This is a genomic window from Thalassospira sp. B30-1 (assembly GCF_015767575.1).
Classification (GTDB): domain Bacteria; phylum Pseudomonadota; class Alphaproteobacteria; order Rhodospirillales; family Thalassospiraceae; genus Thalassospira; species Thalassospira xiamenensis.
The window spans coordinates 462,187-488,523 of the sequence record NZ_CP065232.1; the positions used below are offsets into that span (position 1 = coordinate 462,187).

Below are 26,337 nucleotides of genomic sequence, written 5' to 3' on the forward strand. Positions count from 1 at the left end.
CGCAAAAGGGACTGCCCGGGGAATGGGTGGGGGACCCGAAAGTGATCCCCCGGGCAGCATGCCTTACACGAAGTCGAAACCGGCTTTGGTCATCGGAAGATCCGTGATCCGTTTTCCGGTTTTGGCAAAAATGGCGTTGGCAACGGCCGGGGCGGTCGGGGGGACGCCCGGTTCACCAACGCCCGTAGGGGCATTGTTCGATTGAACAATCGCCACTTCGATAGCAGGCATTTCGGCATTTCGAAGCAGTTCATAGTCCGGGAAGTTGGACTGGTCGACTTCACCATCGGTCAGGGTGATTTCGTTGCGGAAGGCAGCACATAATGCATAGCCCGCACCACCTTCCATCTGTGCCCGGATGACATCGGGGTTAACAGCTACCCCGCATTCAACCGCCATGAACAGTTTGTTCACATGCACACTGGTGTCTTCGACCGTGACGTCAGCAACAACCGCAACGCAGGTATTGAACGAAATATGTGCGGCAAAACCGCGTTTGTCGCCCTTTTCCCATCCGGATATTTCGCGGACAAGCTTGATGGCCTCGATCATGCGGGCCTGATTGGCCCCGGCCGGGTCAAGCATCGCAAGGCGCATTTCGATCGGATCCTGCCCGGTTTCGGTGGCAAGCATATCCATCAGTGTTTCCATGACATATCCGGTGTGGGTATGTCCCACCGAACGCCACCACAATATGGGGGTCGGGGTCTGGAAATCGCTTAATCCGATGCCATGATTAGGGATGGTATAAAGACTTTCGGTGACACCTTCGACCGAGGTCGGATCAATGCCATCTTGTACCATGCCTTCCATCGGGCCGCCCTTCATGATGGATTTGACGGCCAGCCGGTGATCCCAGCCAACAATCTTGCCATCGCTATCCAGACCGATTTTTGCCCGGTGTGCCGCCATCGGGCGGTAATAGCCACCGCGAATATCGTCTTCGCGGCTCCAGACCAGTTTGACCGGAACTTTGCGGCCTGAAACGGCAAAGGCCATGGCGGCTTCGACATTATAGTCGGAGGCGCCGTTGGCACGACGACCGAACGAACCACCGGCATAAAGCGTTCTGATCTCGACCTGTGACGGTTCCAGCCCAAGGGCGGCTGCGACCATCGGCCGGGTCAGGGTCGGGAACTGGCAGCCATCATGGACGCGAACGCCATTTTCGGTCGGCTCGATGATGCAGTTTTCCGGTTCCAGCGGGGCGTGAGCCAGGAACGGGAAGGTGAATTCTGCGTCAATGGTTTTGGCGGCATTGGCCAGAAGCGGTTCAACGGATGCCAGCGGTACTTCATGATTGGCGTCAAACTGCGGCGCATCAAGCAGTGCCTTGTGATCGGCAATCATGGCATCCGTGCTGCGTGTTTCGGCCTGGCTGAAATCCCATTCGACAGACAGGGCATCGCGTGCCTGAAAGGCCGACCAGGTGTTTTTGCCAAAGGCCACAACCCCCGCCTTGTTTGGCAGAACCTGTGCGGCAATAAAACCTGCAACGTCTTTGGCACCGCTGTCATCAAACGAAACGACGGTGCCGCCGAATTTTGGACTGCGCATGATCGCGGCATAGATCATGCCCGGCAGATTGACATCCATGGCAAACATTGCCGTACCGTTGATTTTGCCGGAATTGTCCTTGCGGTGGAGTTTTTCGCTGCCGATCAGTTTGAACTGATCCGGGGTTTTGATGGTTGGCTTTTCAAGTGCTTCAAGGGTTGATGCAATCGCAACAAATTCCCCGAAATGGCCGGAATTGCCACCGGATTTCAGCACGCCGTTGTCAACGGTGATGCTGCTGGCATCGACACCCCAGCTTTGAGCAGCCGCACGGACCATAAGATCGCGCGCAGCAGCACCAGCTTCGCGGTATTGCATGAAGGAATTGGCGATGGATGTTGAGCCACCGGTTCCCTGCGCATGGAAGAACAAATTGGCATAACGTTCATTATCGGCAGGGGCGAATGCCGTCTGAACCGTGTCCCAGTCAGCGTCGAGTTCGTCGGCCACCAGAGTGGTCAGGCCGGTTGTCGTGCCCTGGCCCATTTCGAAATGTTTGATAATGACGGTGACGGTGCCGTCCGCATCGATTTTGACAAACGGGTTAAGGTCGGTTGCCGCAGCCACACTGCCGCCCGAGGCAAGAGCACCTTTGGCATTGACGCCGACCAGTAGGGCAGCGGTACCGGCGGCTGATCCGATCATGAAGCCGCGACGTGATACATTGATTGTCATGACTTATGCCTCCAGCTTTTCAGACGCCAGTTTGATGGCTTCGTTGATCCGAACATAGGTCACACAACGACACGCATTGCCGTACATGTATTCCTTGATTTCGTCGTCGGTCGGTTTCGGGTTTTCAGTCAGAAGGCCGATGGCCGACATGATCTGGCCGGATTGGCACCAGCCACATTGCACAACGTCCTTTTCCTGCCATGCGGCCTGAACGGCTTGGGCGATTTTATCGGTTGCGCCTTCGATGGTGGTGATTTCGCTGTCGACAGCGTCTTCAATGAAAGTCTGGCAGGAACGGGTCGGGTACCCATCGATATGAACGGTGCACGCGCCGCAATAGGCAACGCCACATCCGAATTTGGTGCCGGTAAGTTCCAGTCCGTCACGCAGAACCCATAATAGCGGGGTGCCGGGTTCTGCTTCGACGGTGCGGGATTCTCCGTTTATTTTCAGCTGATACTGCATGGCCGCCTCATCTCTCTCGATAAACTGTGATTTATCTTCGGATGAGTTGGGGTAACCGATGGGTAAACGCCCCTGAGGAGCGGCCTGCCATCGGGCTTATTGCGGATTGACGGCCAGTCCCTCAAAGTCCTTGAGCACGTTTAGCACAATCGAGGTTTTGACATGCTGCACGGAATCGTGCGGCAGCAAAACCTCGTTTACGAAATGCGAAAGGGCGGCAAGGTCTTTGGTTACGACCTTCAGGTGATAATCCATTTCCCCGGTCAGGGAATAGGCTTCCAGTACTTCGGGAAGGTCTGCGAGCAATTCGGCAAACCGTTTGGCATTGTCGCGATTATGGGTGGCCAGGGTTACGGAAATCACCACCATCAGGCCAAGACCCATTTTTTGCCGGTCAATATCGGCGCGGTATCCGCGAATGAAACCTTCGGCCTCAAGCCGGGCGCGGCGGCGCGAACATTGCGATGGCGATAGGGCGATCCGTTCTGACAGATCATTGTTGGTCAGGCGTCCGTCGCGCTGCAATTCGGCAAGCAGTTTCAGATCAAGTTTATCAAGTTGCGTCATTCATGCACCATTTCGATGATTGATGCATGATATGTGTATGAAATGGCGAAAATCAACCGGGAATGCACGCACATTGCGGGCGATCTGGCGCAAGATGGGTCCATAACAAGAACCATTCCAATTCCAGATCAAGGAGCCTTCGATGGGACCGTTTCCACATGATGCCCCCCGCGCAACAATCACGGCCGATAACCCGGCCGGAACCGATGGCTTTGAGTTTGTCGAATTTGCCCATGAAGAGGCTGAAAAGCTTGAAACCCTGTTTGCGCGCATGGGCTATACGCCGGTTGCCAAGCACAAATCAAAAAACATCACCGTCTGGCGTCAGGGTGACATCAACTACATCCTGAATGCCGAGCCCGGTTCGCATGGTATGAAGTTTGTTGAAAAGCATGGCCCCTGTGCGCCGTCGATGGCTTGGCGGGTGGTGGATGCCAAGCATGCCTTTGATCACGCGGTTTCCAAGGGGGCGGAGCCGTATACGGGCGACGACAAAACCCTTGATGTCCCGGCGATTGTCGGCATTGGCGGATCGATTTTGTATTTCATCGATGCGTATGGTGAAACCGGTTCGGCCTATGACGCGGAATTTGACTGGCTTGGCGAACGTGACCCGAAACCCGAAGGGGTCGGTTTCTATTATCTCGACCATCTGACGCATAATGTCTATCGCGGCAATATGGATAAATGGTGGGATTTCTATCGGGAGCTTTTCAATTTCAAACAGATCCACTTCTTTGATATTGCGGGTAAAATCACCGGTCTGGTCAGCCGCGCGATTACATCGCCGTGCGGCAAAATCCGTATTCCGCTAAACGAATCAACCGATGACAAAAGCCAGATCGAAGAATACCTCAAAAAATACAACGGCGAAGGTATTCAGCATATCGCGGTCGGGACGGATGGCATTTATGACGCCACCGACAGGCTTGCGGCCAATGACCTTAAATTCATGCCCGGTCCGCCCGATACCTATTACGAACAATCCCATGATCGCGTGCAGGGCCATGACGAGCCGATTGAGCGCATGAAAAAACACGGCATCCTGATCGATGGCGAGGGTGTTGTGGATGGTGGCATGACCAAAATCCTGTTGCAGATTTTCTCGAAAACCGTGATCGGCCCGATCTTCTTTGAATTCATCCAGCGCAAAGGCGATGAAGGCTTTGGCGAGGGGAATTTCCGTGCCCTGTTTGAAAGCATCGAAGAAGACCAGATCCGTCGCGGCGTTCTGAAAGTCGATGCGGCGGAATAGGGTGGCGGAGCGGGGCAGGCGGATTACAGTACGCCTGCCCAAACTATTGAAAAATATAAATTTATCGTCGCATTGAGCTTTTCCCGGGAACTTTTTCCGGGGTTTTTAGAAAAAGTTCTTGATTTGTTCTTTATGTTGTGGCATAAAGATAAAGTCAACAGGACAAATGGGTCCGGAGACAAAACCCGCAAAGCGTGATTCGCTTTTGCGGGTTTTTTGCGTTTCGGGCGGCAAAAACAGGAATGGGATGATGGGACAGCGATCTGACGGGATGACATGGCGGGGACGGCGTCGCCAAAGGAGCATCACTGGCGCATGGAAAAGCCATTACGGCGGTGGTGTGTTCGTGCCGTAAGGCCACGCGAAATTTGCGAAAAACGGGTGTTTATCATGACGGGAGAAATGTGTCCTTGGGGCAAGGGCGTTTGTTCGGGGCTGGGATAGCCGGGGCGAGGTGAAGCTGGTTAGGTCCAGCTCAGTGCAGTCCGGGCCCAGTTCGGGGCCAGTCCGGTCAGTGAAGCGTGACAATGCCGAGAATCAGCGGGCCCGAATTGCGCCCGGATTGGATCGGCACGGGATCGACTGGCCGGGGTGCTGGGGTGCCGGGGTGGCAGGCAGGATCGGTTGCCAGCGGGCCGATGGTGCGTTCGGAGGTGCCGAAAGGTTGGTCATCGATGGTGGGATTTGTGCCAGCCATGCGACAACGCGGTTGCCCTTTGGGGGGAGGTGCGTTTTCGGTGTTCATCGAAAGCCAGAGGTGTTTGTTTGGGGCAGCGGGGACTGGGGGAGGCCGGTTTGGTGCTGCCTGGTTGAGTTCATCCCCGTCTCGTCCTGTTCGCTTTCGTCTGGCCCACCCGGTCGGTGGCGTTTGGCGATTCCGGGGGCTGCGGGGTGGCTGGATTGGTTTGGTGGCTGATCAAATCGTCATTCCGGGCGCAGTGGAGCGCAGACCCGGAATCCGTGCCCGATTGAAAGAGACTGGATTCCCGCCTTCGCGGGAATGACGATCAGGTTGGGAATGCTTTGTCAGCGGTCTGAGGTTGGATGGGGGCGGGATCGTCGTTGCCTGGCGTTGTTGGTGATTGGGCCGATGGAGCGTTCGGACATGCCGAAAGGCTGATCATCGATGGCGGGGTGTGTGTCCTGCCATCGATGATGCTGTTGCCCTTGTCCGGGGTTGGGGCGGGTTTCCGGCATGGGTCGAAAACGGTTACACCGGGGCCTGATCGCTAGTAGGCGCCAAAACCCAGAAGATGCGGCAGCCAGAGGACCAGACCGGGGATGGCGACCATCAGGATCACGCGGATGAAATCGGCGGCGAGGAAGGGCAGGATGCCGCGTGACAGGGTGGTGATTGTCATGTCCGATGACACGCCCTGAATGATGAACAGGTTCATGCCAATCGGCGGCGTGATCAGGCCGATTTCAACGACCGATACCAGAACAACCCCGAACCAGATCGGATCATAACCAACCCCGGTAATCACGCCATATGCCGGGACCACGGTGAGGAGGATCATGGAAAGGCTGTCCATGAAGCAGCCGAGCACGACATAGAACACCAGAAGCGCGATCAGCACGACAAGCGGTGAATAGCCTTGGGTGGTGATCCAGTCGACGAGGGTTTGGGTCAGGCCGCTGGTTTCGATGAAGAAGTTGAACAGCGCCGCGCCGATCAGGATCAGGAAAATCATCCCGGTCATGCCAGCGGTTTCGCGAATGCCGGTGCGCAAAACTGACCAGTTCAGGCGTTTGCGCAGGAACGCGAACAGCAGGGCGCCACCGGCACCAACCGCCGCGGCTTCTGTGGGGGAAAACAGGCCGGCATAAATGCCACCGATCACCAGAACGATCAAGACGATGGCATCCCACATGCGCAGCAAGGCGCCCCAGCGCTGGGGCCAGGGGACATAGTCACTGACCGGGGCGAGGGAAGGATTTCGCATGACCTGAATGCGGATGGAGACGATGTAAAGTACTGTCGCCAGAAGGCCCGGGATCATCGCACCGGCAAACAGCGCACCGATGGATTGTTCGGTCATCAGCGCGTAAATCACCAGCAGGATCGATGGCGGGATCAGAACGCCAAGCGTGCCGCCTGCGGCAATCGATGCCCCGGCGAGGCTTTTGGCATAGCCGCGTTCGCGCATTTCAGGAAGGGCGACGCGGCCCATGGTCGCACAGGTCGCAAGGGACGATCCGCAAATTGCGCCAAATACCGCGCTGGCCCCGATGCTGGACGCGGCCAGGCCGCCCGGACGATGGCCGGAAAATGCGGTGATGCCGCGAAACAGATTGTTTGATAGCCCGGAATGGGAGGCAAACACGCCCATGAAAATGAAGAGCGGCACCACCGAAAGGCCATAGGGGAATATCGCCTCGAACGGGAGGCTTGCCATGACGTAGCTTGCCGACATCCAGTCGGTCAGAAGCAGGGTGCCGATGATGCCGACAACCGCCATTGCGACCGCGACCGGCACCCGCAAAAGGGCCAGTGCGAGTGCGGCCACAAACCCGATCAATCCCGCCCATTCCGTCGCCATCAGTTCTTCTCGTCCGTTAAAAGCAGTTTTAGAAATTGCACAAGACATACCAGTGTCGAGATCGCCATGCCGGTCAGAAGGAAGGCCCAGAACAGGATCATCGGGATCGCAAGATTTTGCGATACATCGCCATAGGTCCATTGTTCCATCGCGCGGCCCCATGACAGATAAAGCAGGAAGGCCATCAGCCCGGCGCATAAAAGCGGGATCAATCGATCAATGGTTTTAAACAGGATGCGAAGGCGGTTCTTGCCGATCAGATCGACGGTGACATGGGCATGGGCGCTAAAGGCATAGGGGATGGCCCATGAGGCGGCGGCCATGACGCAGAACTGGGTCAGGTCGACTGCCCCGACCAGCGATTGCCCGCCAATGCGCCGCCAGATGATATCGACAACCACAATGGCAATCGCCCCGATCAAGGCCGCCATGCCGACAAAGGCCAGCATATCGGTCAGCCGGTTCATCAAGTGATCCATTTGGTGAACCGCGGCATAAAGCCGCGATCCACCGGATTTTTCAGCCCGTTCGGTCATTTGTCGCCAGCGTGATATTTGGCGTCAAATTCCGCGATCAGAGCTTGCGCGCGCTGATAGATGGCGTCGGGGTCGGAGACGCCCTTTTCCTTCAGCCCGGCCAGATATTCCTTGATCATCGGCTGGGATGCTTCCTGCCATTTGGCGCGGGTGGCGTCATCAATCGTGATGATTTCATTGCCGTGTTTTTCCGCATCGGCCTTGCCGACGGCTTCCCATTTGTTCCACCAGTCACCAAATTTGCCGACAAGGACATCGCCCGAAATTTCGTCAATCGCGGCACGGACATCATCGGGCAGGCTGTCATATTTTTTCTGGTTCATCACGAAATAGAACCCGGCGGTATAGGCCGCGGCATCGGTGTGATATTTCAGAAGTTCGTTGGCCTTGACCGCGTTGACCAGATCCCAGGTGGCAACCAGACCTTCGATATTGCCCTTTTGCAGGTTTTCGTAGATCGCTGCTGGCGGCAGGCCGACCGGGGATGCGCCAAAGGATTCCAGCATGGCCGAAATCGCCGGGCTTGGCGTTCTGAGGCGCAGGCCCTTGAGATCGTCAAGGGTGCGAACCGGGTTATCAAGGGTGTGGATCAGGCCGCCCGGGTGGGTGAACAGGCCGAGCACCTTGAAATCATTATAATCGGTGCCAAGCAGGCCTTCCTTGTAAAGCGTCCAAAGGGTTTCAGACCCGGAATCGGCATATTTCACCAGAAATGGCAGTTCAATGATCGAGGCCGCCGGATAGCGGTCACGCGGAATGCCGTTCAGGCCGACGGCCATATCCATCACACCTGCGCGGACCTGATCGGCCTGACGGTCGACTTTGCCAAAGGCGGATGTCGCGTCATAGATTTTGACGTCGACCTTGCCGTTGGTTTTTTCCGACAGTTCCTTGCCCCAGCTTTCGAGGAAGTCTTTCTGGAAGCCGTGGCTTGGCGGCAGATAGTGGCTGACCTTTAGCGTGATGTCGGCGGCATGGGCCATGCCCGCGCTGGCAAGGATCGTTGCCCCGGCCAGAAGCCCCAGCAATGTGTTGCGAAGTTTCATCGGTTTCATGTTCCTCTCCCTGTTTTTTTGATCGTGTGTTTGGTCGGGCTTTTGATCGGGCGGGTGCCAAGGGCGCATCGGTTGCTGATGGGTTTTCCGCGTCCTGATCATCGGTATCTGATCTGTTGTGGTCTGTATGGAATGCTGTTTTTTCTTTGAATTGGAATTATGATATATATAATCAATTACGCAATATGAAATTTATGCAGGTAAATTTTGACCAAAGCCCCATCGAAAAACATCCCGGTTGCCGATAGCGACATCGATATTTCGGACGCGGTTGATGCTGTTGATGCTGCGGATACGCGCAAGGGCATTCAGTCGGTCGAGGTCAGCGGCGTGATCATTGCCGCATTGTGCGATTTCAAATTCCCGGTGCCGTTAAAGGATCTGGCCGCGGCGGTGGATATGCCACCGGCCAAGGTTCATCGCTATCTGGCCAGCCTGGTTCGGATCGGTCTTGCCTGGCAGGATGATCTGACCGGGCTTTACGGACTTGGGCCGATGGCGTTGCGGATGGGGATTTCGGCGATTGAACGCAATGACGTGGTCATGCGGGCTGGGCGGCTTTTGCGCAATCTGGCGATTGATTTGCGGTCGTCCGGGCATCTGGCGATCTGGGGCGAACGGGGGCCGGTCCTGATCCGGACCGAGCATGGCGGGCCGCCGATCATATCGACCATGGGGCTTGGCACGGTGATGCCGTTATTGCGATCCGCCACCGGGCAGGCGTTTTTATCGACCATGCCACGTGGGGCGATTGAGCATGTCATTCGCGCCGAGCAGGATATCCTGCATTGGGATGATGCGACGGTGGATCGGCTGATTGTCGAAACACGCGAACGCGGTGCGGCGGTGATCGAGGGCGATATCGTGCCGGGTTTATCGGCGATCAGTGCGCCGGTCTATAATCTGGACGGGGCGGTGGCCTGTTGCGTGACCCTGATGAACCCGAAGGCCAATTATTTCCAGCCGGGACAACCGGCCTTTGACGTGTTTTTGCGCGCGATTGCCGATTTCACCCAAAGCTGGGGCGGGAAGCCGCGCGATGAGGCCGAGGACATTCAAACAGCAATTATCAAAGATCATTCAGCTTTGTCAGGAGGTCGGAAAGGCGTTTGAAATCCGCATCGCCCAGAAAATCGCGGACCTTTTTGTCATAGGCCACGCCCGCCTCGCACAGCGACTGAAAGGCCGATTGGCCCTGCGAGGTCAGTTCAAGGCGATGAACGCGACGATCATTTTCGTTCTGGACGCGTCGGAGCCAGCGGCGTTGTTCGATGGAAAAAACGGCACGGGATACCTTGGTTTTGTGAAGGCCCGTATGGGTGACGATTTCGGTCGCGGTAAGCGCGCCATATTGCCCAAGGGTTGCCAGAACCCGCCATTCGGATCGCGTCATCCGGTATCGGTCGCGATAGATATCGCGGAAGCCAAGACTGACCTTTTCGCTGGCGTGGTGCATCAGGAACGGCAGAAAGCGGTGCAGATCGAATTCGGATTTCTCGGATTTCATGGCTTCAAAAGGCTGTTTGATAGTTACAAAAATTACAGTTACGGATGTAACTATATCGAAGATTGGTAGGAAAAAGGCAATGACGGATCACAACGTTACCAATGGAACCGCCGGAAGTGCTGAAAACGGCGTTGCGAACGATCTGCGTTACATGCCCGGTTTTGGCAATGATTTCGAAACCGAAAGTCTGCCCGGTGCCTTGCCGCAGGGGCAGAACAGCCCGCAAAAATGCGCCTATGGCCTTTATGCCGAACAGCTTTCGGGGTCGCCCTTTACCGCGCCGCGCGGCACCAATGAACGGTCGTGGCTGTATCGGATGCGGCCCAGCGTGCGCCATAACGGGCGGTTCAAATCCTTTGCCCTGCCGGAATGGAAAACCGCCCCGTGTGTGAATGACCATAGCCTTGCGCTTGGTCAGTTGCGCTGGGACCCGGTGCCGATGCCAAGCAAACCCACCGATTTCATTTCCGGCATGCGCACGGTGACCACGGCCGGGGACGCCATGACCCAGACCGGCATGGCAAGCCACGTTTATGTGTGCAACACCGATATGGTGGATGATTATTTTTTCAATGCGGATGGCGAATTGCTGGTGGTGCCCGAAAGCGGCACGCTTCGCATCTTTACCGAACTTGGCATCATGGATGTTGCGCCGCTTGAAATCGCGCTGATCCCGCGCGGTATGATGTTCAAGGTGGCGATCCTGACGCCGGGGATTGATGGCGGGGCGCGCGGTTATGTCTGTGAAAACTATGGTGCGAAATTCACCCTGCCGGAACGCGGGCCGATTGGGGCGAACTGCCTTGCCAATCCGCGTGATTTCAAAACACCCGTGGCGGCCTATGAGGATAAGGAAACGCCGTGTCGTATCCTGATCAAATGGTGCGGGCAGTTTCATGAAACCGGGATCGGGCATTCGCCGCTGGATGTGGTGGCGTGGCATGGCAATTACACGCCGTTCAAATATGATCTTCGGACGTTTTCGCCGGTCGGCGCGATCCTGTTTGATCATCCTGATCCGTCGATCTTTACCGTTTTGACCGCGCCATCGGGCGAGGCAGGAACGGCGAATATCGATTTTGTCATCTTCCCGCCGCGCTGGATGGTGGCGGAACATACCTTCCGCCCGCCATGGTATCATCGCAATATCATGTCGGAATTCATGGGGCTGATTTGCGGGCAATATGATGCCAAGGAAAAGGGGTTCGTTCCCGGTGGCATGAGCCTGCATAACATGATGCTGGCCCATGGGCCCGATACGTTCGGGTTTGAAAAGGCATCAAACGGGGAGCTTGGCCCGCAGAAGCTTGAGGGCACGATGGCCTTCATGTTTGAAACCCGTTTTCCGCAGCAATTGACCAAATTTGCCGCCGAGCTTGAAACGCTTCAGGATGATTATCTTGAATGCTGGGACGGGCTGGAGCGCAAATTTGATGGCACGCCGGAAGGCCGCCCCTAATCGATAAAAAGAACATCACAGGACTTAACGACAGGAATGCCGGAGGCATAAAACCGATGAAACTCGCAACCCTTAAAAACGGCACCCGTGACGGCCAGCTTGTTCTGGTGACCAAAGACCTTGGCGAATATGTCGATGCCAGTGCGATTGCGCCGACATTGCAGGCAGCGCTTGATAACTGGGACGATGTTGCGCCGCGCCTGAAAGAACTTGCCGATGAAATCGCCGCCGGATCGACGATTGCCAAACGTTTCGCGCTTGATGAAACCAAGCTGCATTCACCGTTGCCGCGTGCGTTTCAGTGGGCGGATGGGTCGGCCTATGTCAATCATGTCGAACTGGTGCGCAAGGCGCGCGGGGCGGAAATGCCCGAAACTTTCTGGACCGATCCGCTTATGTATCAGGGCGGTTCGGACAGTTTCCTGGGACCGCGTGATGATATCGCCATGGCCGATACGGCATGGGGCATTGATATGGAAGGCGAGATTGCGGTCATCACGGGTGACGTGCCGATGGGCGCATCGATTGATCAGGCGCGCGATGCGATCCGTTTGATCATGCTGGTTAACGATGTGTCGTTGCGGGGTCTGATCCCCGGTGAGCTTGCCAAGGGGTTTGGTTTCTTCCAGTCCAAGCCGTCCTCGGCCTTTTCGCCGGTGGCGGTGACACCGGACGAGCTTGGCGATGCGTGGGATGGTGGCAAGGTTCACCTGCCGCTTTGCGTTGATCTGAATGGCAAGCCGTTTGGCCGGGCCAATGCCGGGGTCGATATGACCTTTGATTTTGCCCAACTGATTGCGCATGCCGCGAAAACCCGCCCGCTTTGTGCGGGCACCATCATCGGGTCGGGTACGGTTTCGAACAAGCTTGACGGCGGGCCGGGCAAGCCGGTGGCACAGGGCGGGGCGGGATATTCCTGCATTGCCGAAATCCGCATGATCGAAACCATCGAAAACGGCAAACCGGAAACGCCGTTCATGCAGTTTGGCGACCGGGTGCGGATCGAGATGCTTGATGCCAGCGGCCAGTCGATCTTTGGCGCGATTGACCAGAGCGTTGTGAAGTACGAAGCATGAGCGACGTCATCCTGTATGATTATTGGCGGTCTTCGGCCAGCTATCGGGTCCGGATTGCGCTTTCGCTGATGGATATGGCGTATCAGACCGTTGCGGTTGACCTTCTGGCGGGGGCGCATAGATCGCCTGATTTCCGCAAGCGTAATCCGCAGGGGTTGGTGCCGGCCCTTGAGGTCGACGGGTTGGTGCTGACCCAGTCCCTCGCAATCATCGAATATCTTGATGAAACCCGAAAGAATGCGGGGTTCCTGCCGAAGGACGCGGTGGGGCGGCAACGCGTTCGCGCGCTTTCGCATGCGATTGCCATGGATATTCACCCGGTTTGTAATCTGGGCGTTGTCGGCACTGTCATGAAGCAGGCCGAAGCCCACGGCGAAGACCCGGCCAAGGTGCGGCTGGCATGGATGGGGAAATATATCGGCGCGGGGCTTGAAGCGTTTGAACGGCTTCTGGACCATCCGGGGACGGGCAGCTTTTGCCACGGTGATCGGCCTTCGATGGCCGATATCTGTTTGATCCCGCAGATTTATAATGCGCGTCGGTGGGAAGTTGATTTACGCCACCTTCCGATGGTCAACCAGATTGCCGAGCGGTGCCTTGCGATGGACGCGTTTGCACGCGCCCATCCTGATCTTTGTCCGCGTTAATTGCTGCTGGCCGGTTTGCCGGTCTGGCAGGCCTGTTCAATAGTGCTGCGGTCAAGTCCGATATCGCGCAGCATGAAATCGGGATAGTCGCGCAACAATGCGGCATCGCGCGCAATTTTGCGACGTTTCGCAATGTGGCGGATCGAAAGGACGAGCCAGCGCCAGACAAATGTGCCGAACGACGCGTGCGCGGTCGGCCCGGCATGGGGGGCGGTGGCGACGAGGGAGTTTGTCGTGATCTGTGCTGGCATGATGCTGGCTCGCTAGTTTGCTTTGCTAATGAGTTCGAGATCGGTTTCGAACACAGGTAAAAATTAGCCTGCCTTGTGCGAGTTCGGTGCGCAAAGATCGCAAAAGCGTGCGAAATTTCCGCAAATTTTACGTAAAAACGATTTTTCTTATCGGCCCGGTTCGGTCATTGTTTCGGGCGTATTGACGACCATGGGTTTGGGGCAGGGGAATTTTGACCGAACTTGATAAATTCGACTATCGCCTGCTGGAACTGTTGCAGCAGAACAGTCGCCTGACGGGAAATGAATTGTCGGCACAGGTGGGATTGTCATCGGCGGCGTGTCTTCGCCGGGTGCAGCGTTTGCGCGAAAGCGGCGTGATCGAGCGCGACGTTGCGATTGTGTCCCCCAAGGTATTTGGCAAACGGATGATGATCATCGTTCTGCTGACCATGGATCGTGATCGGCCGGATCGCTATATGCTGATGCGCGAGGAATTCGGCAAAATGCCCGAAGTCGTGCAATGCCATCACGTGACCGGGGCGCATGATTTCGTGTTGCGCATTCAGGTGGCCGATATGGATGAATATAGCGCGTTCGTGGATCGGGTTTTTCATCAGCCCTATATCAAGCGCTATGAAAGCCTCGCGGTTCTGGGGTCGCTTAAATAAAAACGGCGGGCATCAAAGCCCGCCGTTCGCATTTTGGATCATCAGGATTATGGCTCAGGCGAAATCAAGCGCCCGATCACCATTGGCATCCTTGATGCGGGTCGGAAGACCCATGTTGTTCAGAAGGTTCAGGAACGGTTTGGACGGCAGTTCTTCGACATTGGCCATCTTTTTCACATCCCATTCGCCGGTGGCGATCAGCATGGCGGCTGCGACGGGCGGCACGCCAGCGGTATAGGAAATGCCCTGGCTTCCGACTTCCTCGTACGCGTCCTTGTGGTCGGCGACGTTATAGATCAGGACTTCGGTTTCCTTGCCGTCCTTGCTGCCCTTCACCAGATCACCGATACAGGTTTTGCCGGTATAGTCGGGGGCCAGCGAGCTTGGATCGGGCAGGCAGGCCTTGACGACCTTGAGCGGCACGACTTCGAGGCCCTCGGCCGTCGTCACCGGTTTTTCCGAGAGCAGGCCGATATTGTTCAGGACCGTGAAGACATTGACGTAATGATCGCCAAAGCCCATCCAGAAACGGACATTGGGGACGTCCAGATTTTGTGACAGGGAATGGACTTCGTCATGGCCGGTCATGAAGGTCTGGCTTTCGCCGACGACCGGCATGTCCCAGATTTTCTTGACCTCGAACATCCTGTTTTCCTGCCAGGCGTTGTTCTGCCAGGAATAGACCGTGCCGGTGAATTCGCGGAAATTGATTTCCGGGTCGAAATTGGTGGCAAAATATTTGCCGTGGCTGCCGGCATTGATGTCGATGATGTCAATCGAGTCAATCTTGTCGAAGTAATCCTCAACCGCGAGTTTGGCATAGGCATTGACCACGCCCGGATCGAAACCGACGCCAAGGATCGCGGTGACACCGGCCTTTTCGCATTCTTCACGGCGTTTCCACTCGTAATTTGCGTACCAGGGCGGGGTTTCGCAGATTTTGTCCTGTTCTTCGTGGATGGCGGTATCAAGATAGGCAACGCCCGCCTTGATGCAGGCCGACATGACCGGCATGTTGATGAAGGCAGAGCCGACATTGATGACGATTTCGCAGCCGGTTTTTTTGATCAGGGCGACGGTGGCATCGATATCGGTTGCGTCAAGCGCATGCCCTTCGAGGACGCCGGCATTCTTCAGGTTTTTCTTTTCATGAATGCTGTCGATGATTTTCTGGCATTTTTCCGCCGTGCGCGACGCAATATGGATATCGCCAAGCACATCATTATGCTGTGCACATTTGTGCGCGACGACCTGTGCGACGCCACCTGCGCCGATAATCAGAACATTCTTCTTCATTTCGGGCCAAAAACTCCCTTTTTCGAATAGATGAAACCCAAAGCGCCTTTTTACGAAAGGCTCGAAACATAATCATCGAAGGTGAATTCGCGTATAACGCGTTCGCTGCCGTCGAGTTCCTTGATCACGATGGACGGCATGCCGACACCGTTGAACCAGTTCTTTTTGACCATGGTGTAACCGGCGGCATCCTGTACCGAGATACGGTCGCCGACCCTGATCTCGTTTTCGAAATTGAATTCGCCAAAAACGTCACCGGCAAGGCAGGATTTGCCGCAGATCATATAGGTATGATCGCCTGTGTTCGGCTCGATCTTGGCGGTTTCGCGATAGATCAGAAGATCGAGCATGTGGGCTTCGATCGAGCTATCGACAATCGCAAGGTTTTTGCCGTTAAACAGCGTATCGAGCACGGTGACTTCAAGGGTGGTGCTTTTGGTGATCGAGGCTTCGCCGGGTTCGAGATAAACCTGAACGCCGTATTTTTGCGAAAAGGCTTTCAGCCGGGCGCAGAATTTATCGAGCGGGTAATTGTCACCGGTGAAGTGAATGCCGCCGCCGAGGCTGACCCATTCGACGCGCGACAGAAGCGAGCCAAATTTGGTTTCGATATCGCCCAGCATTTTGTCGAACAGATCGAAATCGGCGTTTTCACAGTTATTGTGGATCATGAAGCCGGAAATGCGGTCCATGACGGCCTCGACCTTGGTGACGTCCCATTCGCCAAGGCGCGAAAACGGGCGGGCCGGATCGGCGAGATCGAAGCTGGAACTTGAAACCTGCGGGTTCAGGCGAAGGCCGCGCACGATGCCCGATGCAGCATCGGCAAAGCGGTTAAGCTGGCTGATCGAATTGAAGATGATCTTGTCGGCGTTTTCGATGACTTCGTCGATTTCGGAATCGGCATAGGCCACGCTGTAGGCATGGGTTTCCTTGCCGAATTTCTTGCGGCCCAGTTTGACTTCGTGCAGCGACGAGGATGTCGTGCCATCCATATAGTCCGACATGAAATCGAAGACCGACCAGGTTGCAAAGCATTTCAATGCCAGCAACGCCTTTGCGCCGGAATGTTCGCGCACATAGGCGATCTTTTCCATGTTGCGCAGCAGTTTCGATTTATCGATCAGATAATAAGGCGTATGCGGCATCGTATTCTGGTTCCTCGACCGAAGGCCCTGTTTTCAGGGACCCAAAAGACAACACGGAAAACGTCCGTCGACCGGCAAACATTCCCCGCAAGGTTCGGCATTCAAGCCCGGTTTGCGCCAACGAATTTCATACCATCGATGCGAAGGCGTTCTGTGCCTGTATCGCATGCGCCGCGACCCAATAGCAGCGGCGCGCACATGGGTCAACAGTATGACCGCATTGTATGATCGCATGGCCTGTTGATCGGCGCGGTTGGTAGGGCGTTTAAAGCAGGGTTTGCGGCATTAACCGTCTGATTCCATAGGGAAACCGGCAGCGATCACATGCAGGTTTCCGTTTCGTGAAACTTGGCGCGGTCCGGCGGGGCTTTGCGCATGTCCGATTTCCGACAATATCACCAAATCGCGGATTTTGCATGGCCGGGGGGCAAAAAGCCCGAACGGGATTTTGGCGATTGCTTTTTTGTACCGTTTGGAACATAGTTTACCGATTGGTACAAAACGAAGGAGAAAATCATGTCAGAGCTACGTCAACCCTTGCCGCCCTTTACGCGGGAAACCGCAATCCAGAAAGTCCGCATGGCCGAAGATGGCTGGAACAGTTGTGATCCGGCGCGGGTGTCGCTGGCCTATACGGTCGATACGATCTGGCGGAACCGTGCGGAATTTGCCAATGGCCGTGACGAGGTCATTGCCTTTCTGACCCGCAAATGGAACAAGGAGCTTGAATATCGATTGATCAAAGAGTTGTGGGCGCATGACGGCAACCGGATCGCGGTGCGTTTTGCCTATGAGTATCGCGATGATTCGGGGAACTGGTATCGGGCCTATGGCAACGAGAATTGGGAATTTGCCGACAATGGCCAGATGCATCGCCGGTTTGCCTGCATCAATGACATGCCGATCCGCGAAGAAGATCGCAAATTCTCCTGGGACCGTTCGGGGCCGCGCCCGGCGGATCATCCGGGCCTGTCCGATCTGGGATTATAAGTAAGCCATGCCAAAGATTATCGCGGAGCGTTCCGATGTTATTCCCGTCCTTGCGGAGATTTTCCGCGAGTATGGCTATGAAGGGGCGAGCCTTTCACTGATCGGGAGCCGGACGGGTCTGGGAAAGGGCAGCCTTTATCATTTCTTTCCCGGTGGCAAAGAGCAGATGGCATCCGAAGTGCTTCGCGAAATCGATGGCTGGTTCGAGGACGCGGTTTACAAGCCGCTGCGTGACGGGGATGACCCACGGGCGGCGATTTTGGAAATGTGCCGTTCGGTCGCGACCTATTTCTGGTCGGGCAAGCGGGTGTGCCTGATCGGGGCGTTTGCGCTTGATAATGTGCGTGACCGTTTTTCAGACGCAATCCGTGATTATTTTGCGGTCTGGCAGCGTTCGTTGCAGCAGGCGCTTGTGCGGGTCGGGCATGATGCGGACCGGGCATCGGACATTGCCGAAGATGCGATTTTATCGATCCAGGGGGCGCTGGTTTTATCGCGCGCGCTGGACGATACGGCGGTGTTTGAGCGCGCCATGGCGCGGGTTGAAAGCGGGTTGCTGGCGGGGCCGGATCAGAGGGGCTGAGGCACAGCGTCAAATGGCGGCCGATACCATTGAGGGTGTCGAAAATGACAGGTTGCCAGACGTTTGACCCTTGATCATCGGGATCGGATGACTAAGTTTTATAATGATTTAGGGGCCTGACCCCAATCACCCAAGCGACAAATGAGGAGGCGTCCATGCCTGCACCCGTCAGTGTCGATCACTTGGCCTTTCCGACCCGCGATCTTGCGGCGACGGATGATTTTTATTCCCGTGTTCTGAAGGCCCGACTGGTTCATGCCGAAAGCGGTTACAGTCCGTCGTGGAAAAGCGATTATCTGCTGATTACCTTTGCGCTTTCTGATGGGACGCGGCTGTCATTCTTTGATTGGCCAGCCGATACCGGGCCGTATCCCGATGATCCCGATATGCCAGATGACGTGTTTCATATCGGGTTGCGCTGCGATGCGCCGCGCGATGTGATTGCCTGGCAGAACCATTTGTTCCAGCACAAGGTGGTTTATCACAACGAGGATGACGGGAAATCGCGGCGGTTGTTCATTCGTGATCCGAACGGCATCCGGTTTGAAATCTTTGCCGCCGATCAGCCGAAATACAGTGGCGACCACGAAGATCGGGCACGGGCCGTTTACGAGGAATGGCAGAAGATTGCCAATCGCTGATCGCTGACTAAGTTGGGCAGGGGCCGGTGCTTTGGCGGATGATCAGTTCGGTCGGCACAATGACCGGATTTTCCGCCGGTTCGGGAATGGTTCCGGTTTTATCGAGCCGTGCGAGAAGCAGCGAAATCGCCTGTTCGCCCAGACGTCGGCGCGGTTGACGCACGGTTGTCAGGGGCGGGTCGTAATTGGCGGCGAGATGGATATCATCGAAGCCAACCACGGAAACATCGTGCGGCACGCGAAGCCCAAGTTCCTTGGCCGCGACAATGACGCCGATTGCCATGCCGTCCGACGCGCAGAAAAACGCCGTCGGGCGGTTTTTGATGTCTTTGAGCAAGGCGCGGGCCGCCGAGATACCCGATTCAATCGAAAAATCGCCGCTATAGATCAGGGACGGGTTGGCTTCGATGCCGCTGCTTGATAGTGCGCGGCGATATCCGGCGACGCGATCCGTCGTCAGGATGTTGCTGGCGGGGCCGGCGATATGGGCGATGCGGCTGTGGCCGAGGTCGAGCAGATGTTTGGTCGCGCTAAAGGCGGCCTTTTCATTGTCGATGATCACGGTCGGCAGGTTGCAGCCCGGAATGCGTTCGCAGGCAATGACCACGGGCGGGATGATCCCGCGCGGGGTGTTGGCCAGCGGTGCGGGCAGGCGACCATTGAGCAGGATCATCGCATCGGCCTGATTGCTGCGCAGATAGGCGGCATAGGTGGCCTCGCGTTCGGGTTCGTTCTGGGTGTCGCCGATCAGGACGTTATATCCGGCCTTGCTGGCACCCTGTTCGATTCCCGATAGAATTTCCGAAAAGAAGGGGTTGCCGATATCGGGTACGAGCAAAAGGATCATGCCCGACCGGTTCAGGCGGAGGTTTCGGGCCATGACATTGGCGGTATAGCCGGTCGCGGCGATGGCTGCTTGCACCTTTTCGCGGGTGGTTTCGGAAACCACATGGGGTTTGTGCAAGGCGCGGCTGACGGTGGCAATGGATACCCCGGCATGTTCGGCAACATCTTCAATCGTCGCGATTTTTTCGATCATGCTTCTTCCTACTCTGCCGCTGATACGCTGTCCAGCGGCATTGATGCCCGTGCGAAGGCCGGATTTCCGACGTGATTTTCATCACAATGCGGTAAATGTAAAGGTTTACATAAATAATGAAAACGTTTACACAAGAGGCAATCAAAAGTTGATCGCATCAATGCGACGCTAGGGAGGTTACATAGATGACGGATGCGGCTGTTCATGCCGTTAATCCCGGCACGGAGGGCAAAATTCGCCTGTCCGGTCGGAAGATTTGCAAGTCCTTTGGCCCGGCCCAGGTGCTTTTCGATGTTTCCATCGATCTGTATGCGGGGGAAGTGCATGCGCTTTTGGGCGAAAACGGTGCCGGCAAATCAACGCTGGTTAAAATCCTGTCGGGCTATCACGAACCGACCGAGGGCGGGCTTGTCCTTGACGGGGCGGAGGTCAGCTTTGCCGATAGCGAGGCGGGCGAGGGGCATGGGGTTATCCTGATCCATCAGGAGCTTAACCTTGCCGAACAGCTTAGCGTTGAAGAAAACATCTTTCTGGGTCGTGAGATCAAGCGGGGATGGTTCCTTGATAAAACCGCGATGCGCGCAGAGGCCAAGCGGCTTCTGGATCAGCTTCAATGCGATGTCGATCCGCGTACCCGTATTCGCGATCTTTCGGTTTCGGATCGCCAGATGGTGGAAATTGCCAAGGCGCTGAGCAAAAAGGCCGATATCCTGATTCTGGATGAACCGACGGCGGTTCTGACCGGGCGGGAGGTTGAAATCCTGTTTGATCAGATCCGGCGTCTGCGCGCGCAGGGTGTCGCGATCCTTTATATTTCCCATAAGCTTGATGAAATCAAGGCGATTGCCGACCGTGTGACCGTGTTGCGCGATGGCCGCCATATCGTGACCGAACCGGTGGTGGGGCTTAGCAAGGATGACATGGCGCGGCTTATGGTCGGGCGCGATATCAAACAGATGTTCCCGCACCGGGTTTCCGATACCAGCGCGCCGATTGTTTTATCGGTGCGTGATCTTTCGGTTTCGGGGCAGGTGCGCGATGCCAGTTTCGATCTGCATAAGGGCGAGGTCCTTGGTTTTGCCGGGATTGTCGGGGCGGGGCGGACGGCGTTGATGGAGGCGATCATCGGCCTTCGGGAGCGGTCATCGGGCACGATAGAGCGCAATGGTGCGCCGGTTCGCATCACCAGTTTGCAGGATGCCAAAAACAGCGGCATTGCCTATCTGACCAAGGATCGCAAGGGCAGCGGGTTGTTGCTGAATATGGATATGCGGCCCAATCTGACATTGCTGGCGCTGGAAAAATTCGGGCGCGTGATTGTTGATCGCAAGGCGGAAGAAGCCGCCCTTGAAAAAGCAATCGAGGCGTTTGATATCCGGGCGGCGGACCGCAAGGCCAAGGTCGGTGATTTTTCCGGGGGCAATCAGCAAAAGCTGTTGCTGGCGAAGGTCATGGAAACCGACCCGGATATCGTGATCATCGACGAGCCGACACGCGGCATCGATATCGGCACCAAAAGCCAGATTTACCATTTTATCGGCGATCTGACCGATCGCGGAAAATCCGTCATTCTCCTGTCGTCGGAAATGCCGGAAATGCTGGGCCTGTCAGATCGCATCGCGGTCATGGCGGCAGGCCGCATTACCGGCATTCTCGAAGGAAACGACCGCAACGAACATGAAATCATGCGGCACGCGACAGGAATTTCAGGCCAGGAGGGAGTGTCTGTTCATGAGTAGCCTTGAGCGCCGCGAGGCAAGTGCCTCGCCCCGTTTTTCCATCGATTTCAAGGCGCTTGGCCCGTTTATGGCCCTTGTTGTGTTGTTTGTTCTGGGAACGGCGATCAATGATGCCTTTCTGAGTGGCGGCAACCTTTCGAATATTTTCACCCGTGCGGCCTTTATCGGCATTATTGCGGTGGGTGCGACCTTTGTGATTACGGCAGGCGGGATTGACCTTTCGGTTGGTTCGATGGCGGCGTTCATATCCGGTGCGATGATCGTGGTCATGAATACGCTGGTCGAAACACTCGGACCGGGGCTTGAGACCGTTCTGATCGGGATCGTGGTAAGCATCATTCTTGGTATCGGGGCCGGGGCGGTGAATGGCCTGGTCAGTACCAAGGGCAAGATCGAGGCCTTTATCGTCACCCTTGGCACGATGGGGATTTATCGGTCGCTTGTGACCTATATGGCCGATGGCGGGACGCTATCGCTGGACTTCGAAATTCGCGGGACCTATCGCCCGGTTTATTACGGCGAGTTGCTGGGTATTCCGGTGCCGGTTCTGGTGTTCCTTGCCGTGGCGGTGGCGGGTTATGTGTTGCTCAACATGACGCCGTTCGGTCGGAAATGTTTTGCCATCGGATCGAACGAGCAGGTTGCGCGCTATTCGGCGATCCATGTCGACCGGGTCAAGACGATGACCTATGTCATTCAGGGGCTTTGTGTGTCGATTGCGACCATCATTTATGTGCCCCGCCTTGGGTCGGCATCGAGTTCGACCGGTGTTCTTTGGGAACTTGAAGCCATTGCAGCGGTGATCATCGGCGGCACGATGCTTAAGGGCGGTTATGGCCGTATCTGGGGCACGGTGGTCGGGGCGATCATGCTGACCACGATTGGCAATATCCTTAACCTTACCGACGCGATCAGCAATTACCTGAACGGGGCTGTTCAGGGCTTGATCATTATCGTTGCCGTGTTTCTGCAACGCGGGGACTGGCGACGCAAGAAAAGCAAATAACCGGCGATCAACGTCCGGTTCAAGATGACGTACAGAATCATTTTTTGATCAGGAGGAAGCTTGAATGAAAACGATTACAAAGTTTCTTGGGGCGGCCTGTGTTGTGGGCCTTGGTCTTGCATCGACCTTGGCATCGACCACGGCACTGGCACAGGAAAAAATCAAGATCGGGGTTTCGATCCCGGCGGCGACCCATGGCTGGGCTGGTGGTCTGAACTATCACGCCGAACAGGCCGAAAAGCGCCTTGAGGCGACCTATCCGAACCTTGATGTCATTGTTGTGACCGCCAATGGCGCGGGCGAACAGGCCAACGATCTTGAAGATCTGGTATCGGTTCAGAATATCGATGCGCTGGTGGTTCTGCCGTTTGAATCCGATCCGCTGACCGTGCCGGTCCAGCAGGTCAAGGAAGCGGGCAAGTTTGTTACCGTGGTTGACCGTGGCCTTTCGCTGCCGGGGATCGAGGATGTTTATGTTGCGGGTAACAACCCGGAACTGGGCCGTGTATCGGGCGAATACATCAAGGATCGTTTGGACGGCAAAGGCAAGATCGTCATCCTGCGTGGCATCCCGACCGTGATTGACGAAGAACGCGTCGAAGGTTTCATGACGGCAATCGAAGGATCGGATATCGAGGTCCTTGATATGAAGCACGCCAACTGGAACCGTGATGACGGGTATGAAGTCATGCAGGATTTCCTGTCGCGCTTCCCGGAAATCGATGCTGTCTGGGCACAGGATGATGACATCGCGCTTGGCGTGATCGAAGCCGTCAAGCAGGCCGACCGGACCGATGAACTGTTCATCGTTGGCGGGGCTGGCATGAAGGACATCATCAAACGCGTGATGGATGGTGATGAACTGACCCCGATTGACGTTCTGTATCCGCCATCAATGATCGCAACCGCGATGGATATTACGGCGATGAAGTTCGTTTCCAATGCGGCGGTCGAAGGCCGTTACATTCTGGGTGCGACGGTTGTGACCCAGGAAAATGCCGAGAACTTCTATTTCCCGGATAGCCCGTTCTGATCGGGCTGTTCTGATGCGAATTGGCGTTGTTGAATAAACGCGAGCAGGCAGAAGGAACCCCGCCCTGTCACGACAGGCCGGGCGGGGTTTGATTTTACATCACTTTCGTCACCAGATGACATCCGGGCCACCCGGAAAAAAACCACACGAGGTCAGTATGAAAACGCTTAAGGGACCGGCGATTTTCCTTGCCCAGTTTGCCGGGGACGAGGCCCCGTTTGACAGCCTTTCCAATATCGGACGCTGGGCGGCGTCGCTTGGCTATAAGGGGGTGCAGATCCCGAGCTGGGACAAGCGCCTGTTCGATGTTGAGAAGGCTGCCCAAAGCAAGGATTACTGTGACGAGGCCAAGGGCATTCTGGCCGAACATGGTGTCGAGATCACCGAGCTTTCGACCCATCTGCAGGGGCAGCTTGTGGCGGTGCATCCGGCCTATGACGAGATGTTTGACGGGTTTGCCGTCCCCGAAGTGCGCGGCAATCCGAAGGCGCGTCAGGAATGGGCGGTCAATCAGGTGAAGGACGCGATCAGGGCATCACGCCATTTGGGCATTGGCGATCATGCGACATTTTCCGGTGCGCTTGCCTGGCCCTATGTCTATCCGTGGCCGCAACGCCCGGCGGGATTGATTGAAACCGCGTTTGACGAACTGGCGAAACGCTGGTTGCCGATCCTTGATGTGGCCGAGGAAAATGGCGTCAATGTCTGTTATGAAATTCATCCGGGCGAGGACCTGTTTGATGGTGTGACGTTCGAGATGTTCCTTGAGCGGGTTAAAAACCACGCGCGGTGCAACATCCTTTATGATCCGAGCCACTTTGTGTTGCAGCAGCTCGATTACCTTGATTTCATCGATATCTATGCCGACCGGATCAAGATGTTCCACGTCAAGGATGCGGAGTTCAATCCGACCGGGCGGCAGGGCGTTTATTCCGGGTATCAGGGCTGGGTCGGGCGTGCCGGGCGGTTCCGGTCGCTTGGCGATGGGCAGGTTGATTTTGGCGCGATCTTTTCGAAGCTTGCGGCGATTGATTTTGATGGCTGGGCCGTGCTGGAATGGGAATGCGCGCTTAAACATCCCGAAGACGGCGCGCGCGAAGGGGCCGATTTCATTCGCAATCACATTATCCGGGTGACCGAAAAGGCGTTTGACGATTTTGCCGATGGCGGTGCGGACGAGGCCACCAATCGGCGTCTGCTGGGGCTTGATTAAGTCGGCGGCACAAAACCATTCAGGACGGAGATTGACATGACTGAGACGAAAAATCCGGCGCGGCGCATCCGCCTTGGCATGGTTGGCGGCGGGCAGGGGGCGTTTATCGGGGCGGTGCATCGCATTGCCGCCCGTCTGGATGATCGCTACGAACTGGTTGCCGGTGCGTTGTCGTCCAAGCCCGATGTGGCGCGTGCGTCGGCGGCGAAATTGTTTATTGCGCCGGATCGGTCCTATGACAGTTTTGCCGAGATGGCCAAACAGGAAGCGGCGCGCGCGGACGGCATTGATGCCTGTGCGATTGTCACGCCAAACCACCTGCATTTTCCAGCCGCCATGGCGATGCTGGATGCCGGTATTCACGTGATTTGTGACAAGCCGCTTTGCCTGAATGTCGAGGAAGCCGAATTACTGGCAGCCAAGGTGCGCGAAACCGGCCTTCTGTTCGCATTGACACACAATTACACCGCCTATCCGATGGTGCGCGAAGCCCGTCAGATGGTTCGTGACGGGAAGCTTGGCGATATCCGGTTAGTACAGGTTGAATATCCGCAGGGCTGGATGGCAACGCGCGTCGAGGATACCGACAACAAGCAGGCCCATTGGCGTGCCGATCCGGCCAAGGCCGGGATGGGCGGGGCGTTAGGCGATATCGGAACACATGCCCATAACCTTGCCGATTTTGTCACCGGGCTTGAGATTTCGGAGCTGTGCGCGGATATCGATGCCATCGTGCCGGGCCGCAAGCTTGACGATAATGTCCAGATCCTGATGCGCTACGATAATGGCGCGCGCGGGATGCTGTGGGCAAGTCAGGTGGCGATTGGCCATGAAAATGGCCTTCGGCTTCGGGTTTATGGTGACAAGGGCGGCATTGAATGGGCGCAGGAACATCCCAACCATCTGCATTACCGCCCGCTTGACGGTCGCCCGGAATTGATGACCCGCGGCGGGGCGGGGATCGGATCGGCCGGTTTGCGCGGCGTGCGCGTGCCGCCGGGCCACCCGGAAGGTTATCTTGAAGGCTTTGCCAATCTTTATACCGATTTCGCCGATCAACTGATCGCGCGGATTACCAATGGCAAGGCCGATCCGGCATCGATGCTGATCCCGGGGATCGATGAAGGCGTCAAAGGCATGAAATTTGTCGAGGCAGTGGTCCGTTCCAGCCAGCGTGGCGCTGTGTGGGTCAGCTTCTAGGGTCAGGACCTATTAATTTGATTGTAATGGCAGGTGTTATATTTGCGAAATCCAAGGAAAAGCCCGCCGTGCGGGTCGGCATCCCGGACAAGGGATTTGACGCCGGAGTTCGCAAATATAACACCTGCCATTACAATCAAATTAATAGGTCCTGACCCTAGTTCCGGCGACGGAACCACCACGCAAATCGGAACATCCGGGGGGAG

26 protein-coding genes are annotated in these 26,337 nt (G+C 56.2%); 15 read left to right on the plus strand and 11 right to left on the minus strand.

The window, feature by feature from the left end; translation table 11 throughout:
• Window positions 1–63: 63 nt before the first annotated feature.
• From IT971_RS02140 to IT971_RS02150, 3 genes are all read right to left on the minus strand, one after another.
• A complete protein-coding gene (locus tag IT971_RS02140) occupies window positions 64–2,232 on the minus strand; it encodes a xanthine dehydrogenase family protein molybdopterin-binding subunit (protein ID WP_063095216.1) in 2,169 nt (722 codons plus the stop codon).
• Between the two features lie 3 nt (window positions 2,233–2,235).
• Complete coding sequence (locus IT971_RS02145) at window positions 2,236–2,697, minus strand: (2Fe-2S)-binding protein (RefSeq protein ID WP_007088986.1); 462 nt, start codon at window positions 2,695–2,697, stop codon at window positions 2,236–2,238.
• A gap of 96 nt (window positions 2,698–2,793) precedes the next feature.
• Window positions 2,794–3,264: an Lrp/AsnC family transcriptional regulator gene (locus IT971_RS02150; protein WP_063095214.1), complete on the minus strand. Its 471-nt coding sequence runs from the start codon at window positions 3,262–3,264 to the stop codon at window positions 2,794–2,796.
• A gap of 142 nt (window positions 3,265–3,406) precedes the next feature.
• On the opposite strand from IT971_RS02150, the gene hppD reads away from it, so the two are divergent.
• Window positions 3,407–4,519, plus strand: a complete 1,113-nt coding sequence (hppD, locus tag IT971_RS02155; protein ID WP_063095212.1) for a 4-hydroxyphenylpyruvate dioxygenase — start codon at window positions 3,407–3,409, stop codon at window positions 4,517–4,519.
• A gap of 1,062 nt (window positions 4,520–5,581) precedes the next feature.
• Window positions 5,582–5,752 (plus strand): hypothetical protein, encoded by a 171-nt coding sequence (locus IT971_RS02160; RefSeq protein ID WP_156487993.1) that lies wholly within the window; start codon window positions 5,582–5,584, stop codon window positions 5,750–5,752.
• On the opposite strand, the gene IT971_RS02165 is transcribed toward IT971_RS02160, so the two are convergent.
• The 3 genes from IT971_RS02165 to IT971_RS02175 are packed head-to-tail and all read right to left on the minus strand — an operon-like array spanning window position 5,749 to window position 8,653.
• A complete protein-coding gene (locus IT971_RS02165) occupies window positions 5,749–7,062 on the minus strand; it encodes a TRAP transporter large permease (protein WP_063093110.1) in 1,314 nt (437 codons plus the stop codon). The two genes, IT971_RS02160 and IT971_RS02165, sit on opposite strands and share 4 nt — an antisense overlap.
• On the minus strand, window positions 7,062–7,598 hold the full coding sequence (locus IT971_RS02170) for a TRAP transporter small permease (RefSeq protein WP_063093109.1): 537 nt from the start codon (window positions 7,596–7,598) through the stop codon (window positions 7,062–7,064). Before IT971_RS02170 ends, IT971_RS02165 begins: the two co-directional genes overlap by 1 nt.
• The gene (locus IT971_RS02175) at window positions 7,595–8,653 is read right to left on the minus strand and encodes a TRAP transporter substrate-binding protein (RefSeq protein WP_063093108.1); all 1,059 of its coding nucleotides are present in this window, start codon (window positions 8,651–8,653) and stop codon (window positions 7,595–7,597) included. Before IT971_RS02175 ends, IT971_RS02170 begins: the two co-directional genes overlap by 4 nt.
• Window positions 8,654–8,860: 207 nt before the next feature.
• Between IT971_RS02175 and IT971_RS02180 the strand changes: the two genes are divergently transcribed.
• Window positions 8,861–9,766 (plus strand): IclR family transcriptional regulator, encoded by a 906-nt coding sequence (locus IT971_RS02180; RefSeq protein ID WP_063093107.1) that lies wholly within the window; start codon window positions 8,861–8,863, stop codon window positions 9,764–9,766.
• On the opposite strand, the gene IT971_RS02185 is transcribed toward IT971_RS02180, so the two are convergent.
• Entirely contained in the window at window positions 9,723–10,160 is a 438-nt protein-coding gene (locus IT971_RS02185) for a MarR family winged helix-turn-helix transcriptional regulator (RefSeq protein WP_063093106.1), read from the minus strand. The two genes, IT971_RS02180 and IT971_RS02185, sit on opposite strands and share 44 nt — an antisense overlap.
• A 79-nt stretch (window positions 10,161–10,239) precedes the next feature.
• Between IT971_RS02185 and hmgA the strand changes: the two genes are divergently transcribed.
• From hmgA to maiA, 3 genes are read left to right on the plus strand one after another with little or no spacing between them, the layout of a single operon-like run.
• Window positions 10,240–11,619: a homogentisate 1,2-dioxygenase gene (gene hmgA / locus IT971_RS02190; RefSeq protein WP_063093105.1), complete on the plus strand. Its 1,380-nt coding sequence runs from the start codon at window positions 10,240–10,242 to the stop codon at window positions 11,617–11,619.
• Window positions 11,620–11,675: 56 nt separating this feature from the next.
• A complete protein-coding gene (locus tag IT971_RS02195) occupies window positions 11,676–12,695 on the plus strand; it encodes a fumarylacetoacetate hydrolase family protein (protein ID WP_063093104.1) in 1,020 nt (339 codons plus the stop codon).
• Entirely contained in the window at window positions 12,692–13,342 is a 651-nt protein-coding gene (gene maiA / locus IT971_RS02200; protein ID WP_063093103.1) for a maleylacetoacetate isomerase, read from the plus strand. The genes IT971_RS02195 and maiA overlap by 4 nt, the downstream gene beginning before the upstream one ends.
• Here maiA and IT971_RS02205 read toward each other — a convergent pair.
• A complete protein-coding gene (locus IT971_RS02205; protein WP_063093102.1) occupies window positions 13,339–13,593 on the minus strand; it encodes a hypothetical protein in 255 nt (84 codons plus the stop codon). The genes maiA and IT971_RS02205 overlap by 4 nt on opposite strands.
• Window positions 13,594–13,805: 212 nt before the next feature.
• Between IT971_RS02205 and IT971_RS02210 the strand changes: the two genes are divergently transcribed.
• Entirely contained in the window at window positions 13,806–14,243 is a 438-nt protein-coding gene (locus IT971_RS02210) for an Lrp/AsnC family transcriptional regulator (RefSeq protein WP_007088972.1), read from the plus strand.
• Between the two features lie 54 nt (window positions 14,244–14,297).
• On the opposite strand, the gene IT971_RS02215 is transcribed toward IT971_RS02210, so the two are convergent.
• On the minus strand, window positions 14,298–15,539 hold the full coding sequence (locus IT971_RS02215) for a saccharopine dehydrogenase family protein (RefSeq protein ID WP_063093101.1): 1,242 nt from the start codon (window positions 15,537–15,539) through the stop codon (window positions 14,298–14,300).
• 50 nt (window positions 15,540–15,589) lie between these two features.
• Window positions 15,590–16,687, minus strand: a complete 1,098-nt coding sequence (locus IT971_RS02220; protein ID WP_063093100.1) for a carboxynorspermidine decarboxylase — start codon at window positions 16,685–16,687, stop codon at window positions 15,590–15,592.
• A gap of 516 nt (window positions 16,688–17,203) precedes the next feature.
• Here IT971_RS02220 and IT971_RS02225 point away from each other — a divergent pair.
• From IT971_RS02225 to IT971_RS02235, 3 genes are all read left to right on the plus strand, one after another.
• Window positions 17,204–17,677: a nuclear transport factor 2 family protein gene (locus IT971_RS02225; RefSeq protein ID WP_196871104.1), complete on the plus strand. Its 474-nt coding sequence runs from the start codon at window positions 17,204–17,206 to the stop codon at window positions 17,675–17,677.
• Between the two features lie 7 nt (window positions 17,678–17,684).
• Window positions 17,685–18,260, plus strand: coding sequence for a TetR/AcrR family transcriptional regulator (locus IT971_RS02230; RefSeq protein WP_063093098.1), 576 nt, complete (start codon window positions 17,685–17,687; stop codon window positions 18,258–18,260).
• Window positions 18,261–18,415: 155 nt separating this feature from the next.
• Window positions 18,416–18,901 carry a VOC family protein gene (locus IT971_RS02235; RefSeq protein WP_063093097.1) on the plus strand — a complete coding sequence of 162 codons (486 nt, stop codon included), beginning with the start codon at window positions 18,416–18,418 and terminating at the stop codon, window positions 18,899–18,901.
• A gap of 7 nt (window positions 18,902–18,908) precedes the next feature.
• On the opposite strand, the gene IT971_RS02240 is transcribed toward IT971_RS02235, so the two are convergent.
• A complete protein-coding gene (locus tag IT971_RS02240; RefSeq protein WP_063093096.1) occupies window positions 18,909–19,940 on the minus strand; it encodes a LacI family DNA-binding transcriptional regulator in 1,032 nt (343 codons plus the stop codon).
• 185 nt (window positions 19,941–20,125) lie between these two features.
• On the opposite strand from IT971_RS02240, the gene IT971_RS02245 reads away from it, so the two are divergent.
• The 5 genes from IT971_RS02245 (at window position 20,126) to IT971_RS02265 (ending at window position 26,131) form a co-directional block, all read left to right on the plus strand.
• On the plus strand, window positions 20,126–21,679 hold the full coding sequence (locus IT971_RS02245; protein WP_063093095.1) for a sugar ABC transporter ATP-binding protein: 1,554 nt from the start codon (window positions 20,126–20,128) through the stop codon (window positions 21,677–21,679).
• A complete protein-coding gene (locus IT971_RS02250) occupies window positions 21,672–22,685 on the plus strand; it encodes an ABC transporter permease (RefSeq protein WP_063093094.1) in 1,014 nt (337 codons plus the stop codon). Before IT971_RS02245 ends, IT971_RS02250 begins: the two co-directional genes overlap by 8 nt.
• Before the next feature lie 64 nt (window positions 22,686–22,749).
• Window positions 22,750–23,718, plus strand: a complete 969-nt coding sequence (locus IT971_RS02255; RefSeq protein WP_063093093.1) for an ABC transporter substrate-binding protein — start codon at window positions 22,750–22,752, stop codon at window positions 23,716–23,718.
• Window positions 23,719–23,875: 157 nt separating this feature from the next.
• Window positions 23,876–24,931, plus strand: coding sequence for a sugar phosphate isomerase/epimerase (locus tag IT971_RS02260; RefSeq protein WP_063093092.1), 1,056 nt, complete (start codon window positions 23,876–23,878; stop codon window positions 24,929–24,931).
• 36 nt (window positions 24,932–24,967) lie between these two features.
• On the plus strand, window positions 24,968–26,131 hold the full coding sequence (locus IT971_RS02265; RefSeq protein ID WP_063093091.1) for a Gfo/Idh/MocA family protein: 1,164 nt from the start codon (window positions 24,968–24,970) through the stop codon (window positions 26,129–26,131).
• Window positions 26,132–26,337: the final 206 nt, after the last annotated feature.

Coding starts and splice junctions, on each gene's coding strand:
- IT971_RS02140 (WP_063095216.1), bottom strand. CDS start 2,232: ATGACAATCAATGTATCACGTCGCGGCTTCATGATCGGATCAGCCGCC.
- IT971_RS02145 (WP_007088986.1), bottom strand. CDS start 2,697: ATGCAGTATCAGCTGAAAATAAACGGAGAATCCCGCACCGTCGAAGCA.
- IT971_RS02150 (WP_063095214.1), bottom strand. CDS start 3,264: ATGACGCAACTTGATAAACTTGATCTGAAACTGCTTGCCGAATTGCAG.
- hppD (WP_063095212.1), top strand. CDS start 3,407: ATGGGACCGTTTCCACATGATGCCCCCCGCGCAACAATCACGGCCGAT.
- IT971_RS02165 (WP_063093110.1), bottom strand. CDS start 7,062: ATGGCGACGGAATGGGCGGGATTGATCGGGTTTGTGGCCGCACTCGCA.
- IT971_RS02170 (WP_063093109.1), bottom strand. CDS start 7,598: ATGACCGAACGGGCTGAAAAATCCGGTGGATCGCGGCTTTATGCCGCG.
- IT971_RS02175 (WP_063093108.1), bottom strand. CDS start 8,653: ATGAAACCGATGAAACTTCGCAACACATTGCTGGGGCTTCTGGCCGGG.
- IT971_RS02185 (WP_063093106.1), bottom strand. CDS start 10,160: ATGAAATCCGAGAAATCCGAATTCGATCTGCACCGCTTTCTGCCGTTC.
- hmgA (WP_063093105.1), top strand. CDS start 10,240: ATGACGGATCACAACGTTACCAATGGAACCGCCGGAAGTGCTGAAAAC.
- IT971_RS02195 (WP_063093104.1), top strand. CDS start 11,676: ATGAAACTCGCAACCCTTAAAAACGGCACCCGTGACGGCCAGCTTGTT.
- maiA (WP_063093103.1), top strand. CDS start 12,692: ATGAGCGACGTCATCCTGTATGATTATTGGCGGTCTTCGGCCAGCTAT.
- IT971_RS02205 (WP_063093102.1), bottom strand. CDS start 13,593: ATGCCAGCACAGATCACGACAAACTCCCTCGTCGCCACCGCCCCCCAT.
- IT971_RS02215 (WP_063093101.1), bottom strand. CDS start 15,539: ATGAAGAAGAATGTTCTGATTATCGGCGCAGGTGGCGTCGCACAGGTC.
- IT971_RS02220 (WP_063093100.1), bottom strand. CDS start 16,687: ATGCCGCATACGCCTTATTATCTGATCGATAAATCGAAACTGCTGCGC.
- IT971_RS02225 (WP_196871104.1), top strand. CDS start 17,204: ATGTCAGAGCTACGTCAACCCTTGCCGCCCTTTACGCGGGAAACCGCA.
- IT971_RS02230 (WP_063093098.1), top strand. CDS start 17,685: ATGCCAAAGATTATCGCGGAGCGTTCCGATGTTATTCCCGTCCTTGCG.
- IT971_RS02235 (WP_063093097.1), top strand. CDS start 18,416: ATGCCTGCACCCGTCAGTGTCGATCACTTGGCCTTTCCGACCCGCGAT.
- IT971_RS02240 (WP_063093096.1), bottom strand. CDS start 19,940: ATGATCGAAAAAATCGCGACGATTGAAGATGTTGCCGAACATGCCGGG.
- IT971_RS02245 (WP_063093095.1), top strand. CDS start 20,126: ATGACGGATGCGGCTGTTCATGCCGTTAATCCCGGCACGGAGGGCAAA.
- IT971_RS02250 (WP_063093094.1), top strand. CDS start 21,672: ATGAGTAGCCTTGAGCGCCGCGAGGCAAGTGCCTCGCCCCGTTTTTCC.
- IT971_RS02255 (WP_063093093.1), top strand. CDS start 22,750: ATGAAAACGATTACAAAGTTTCTTGGGGCGGCCTGTGTTGTGGGCCTT.
- IT971_RS02260 (WP_063093092.1), top strand. CDS start 23,876: ATGAAAACGCTTAAGGGACCGGCGATTTTCCTTGCCCAGTTTGCCGGG.
- IT971_RS02265 (WP_063093091.1), top strand. CDS start 24,968: ATGACTGAGACGAAAAATCCGGCGCGGCGCATCCGCCTTGGCATGGTT.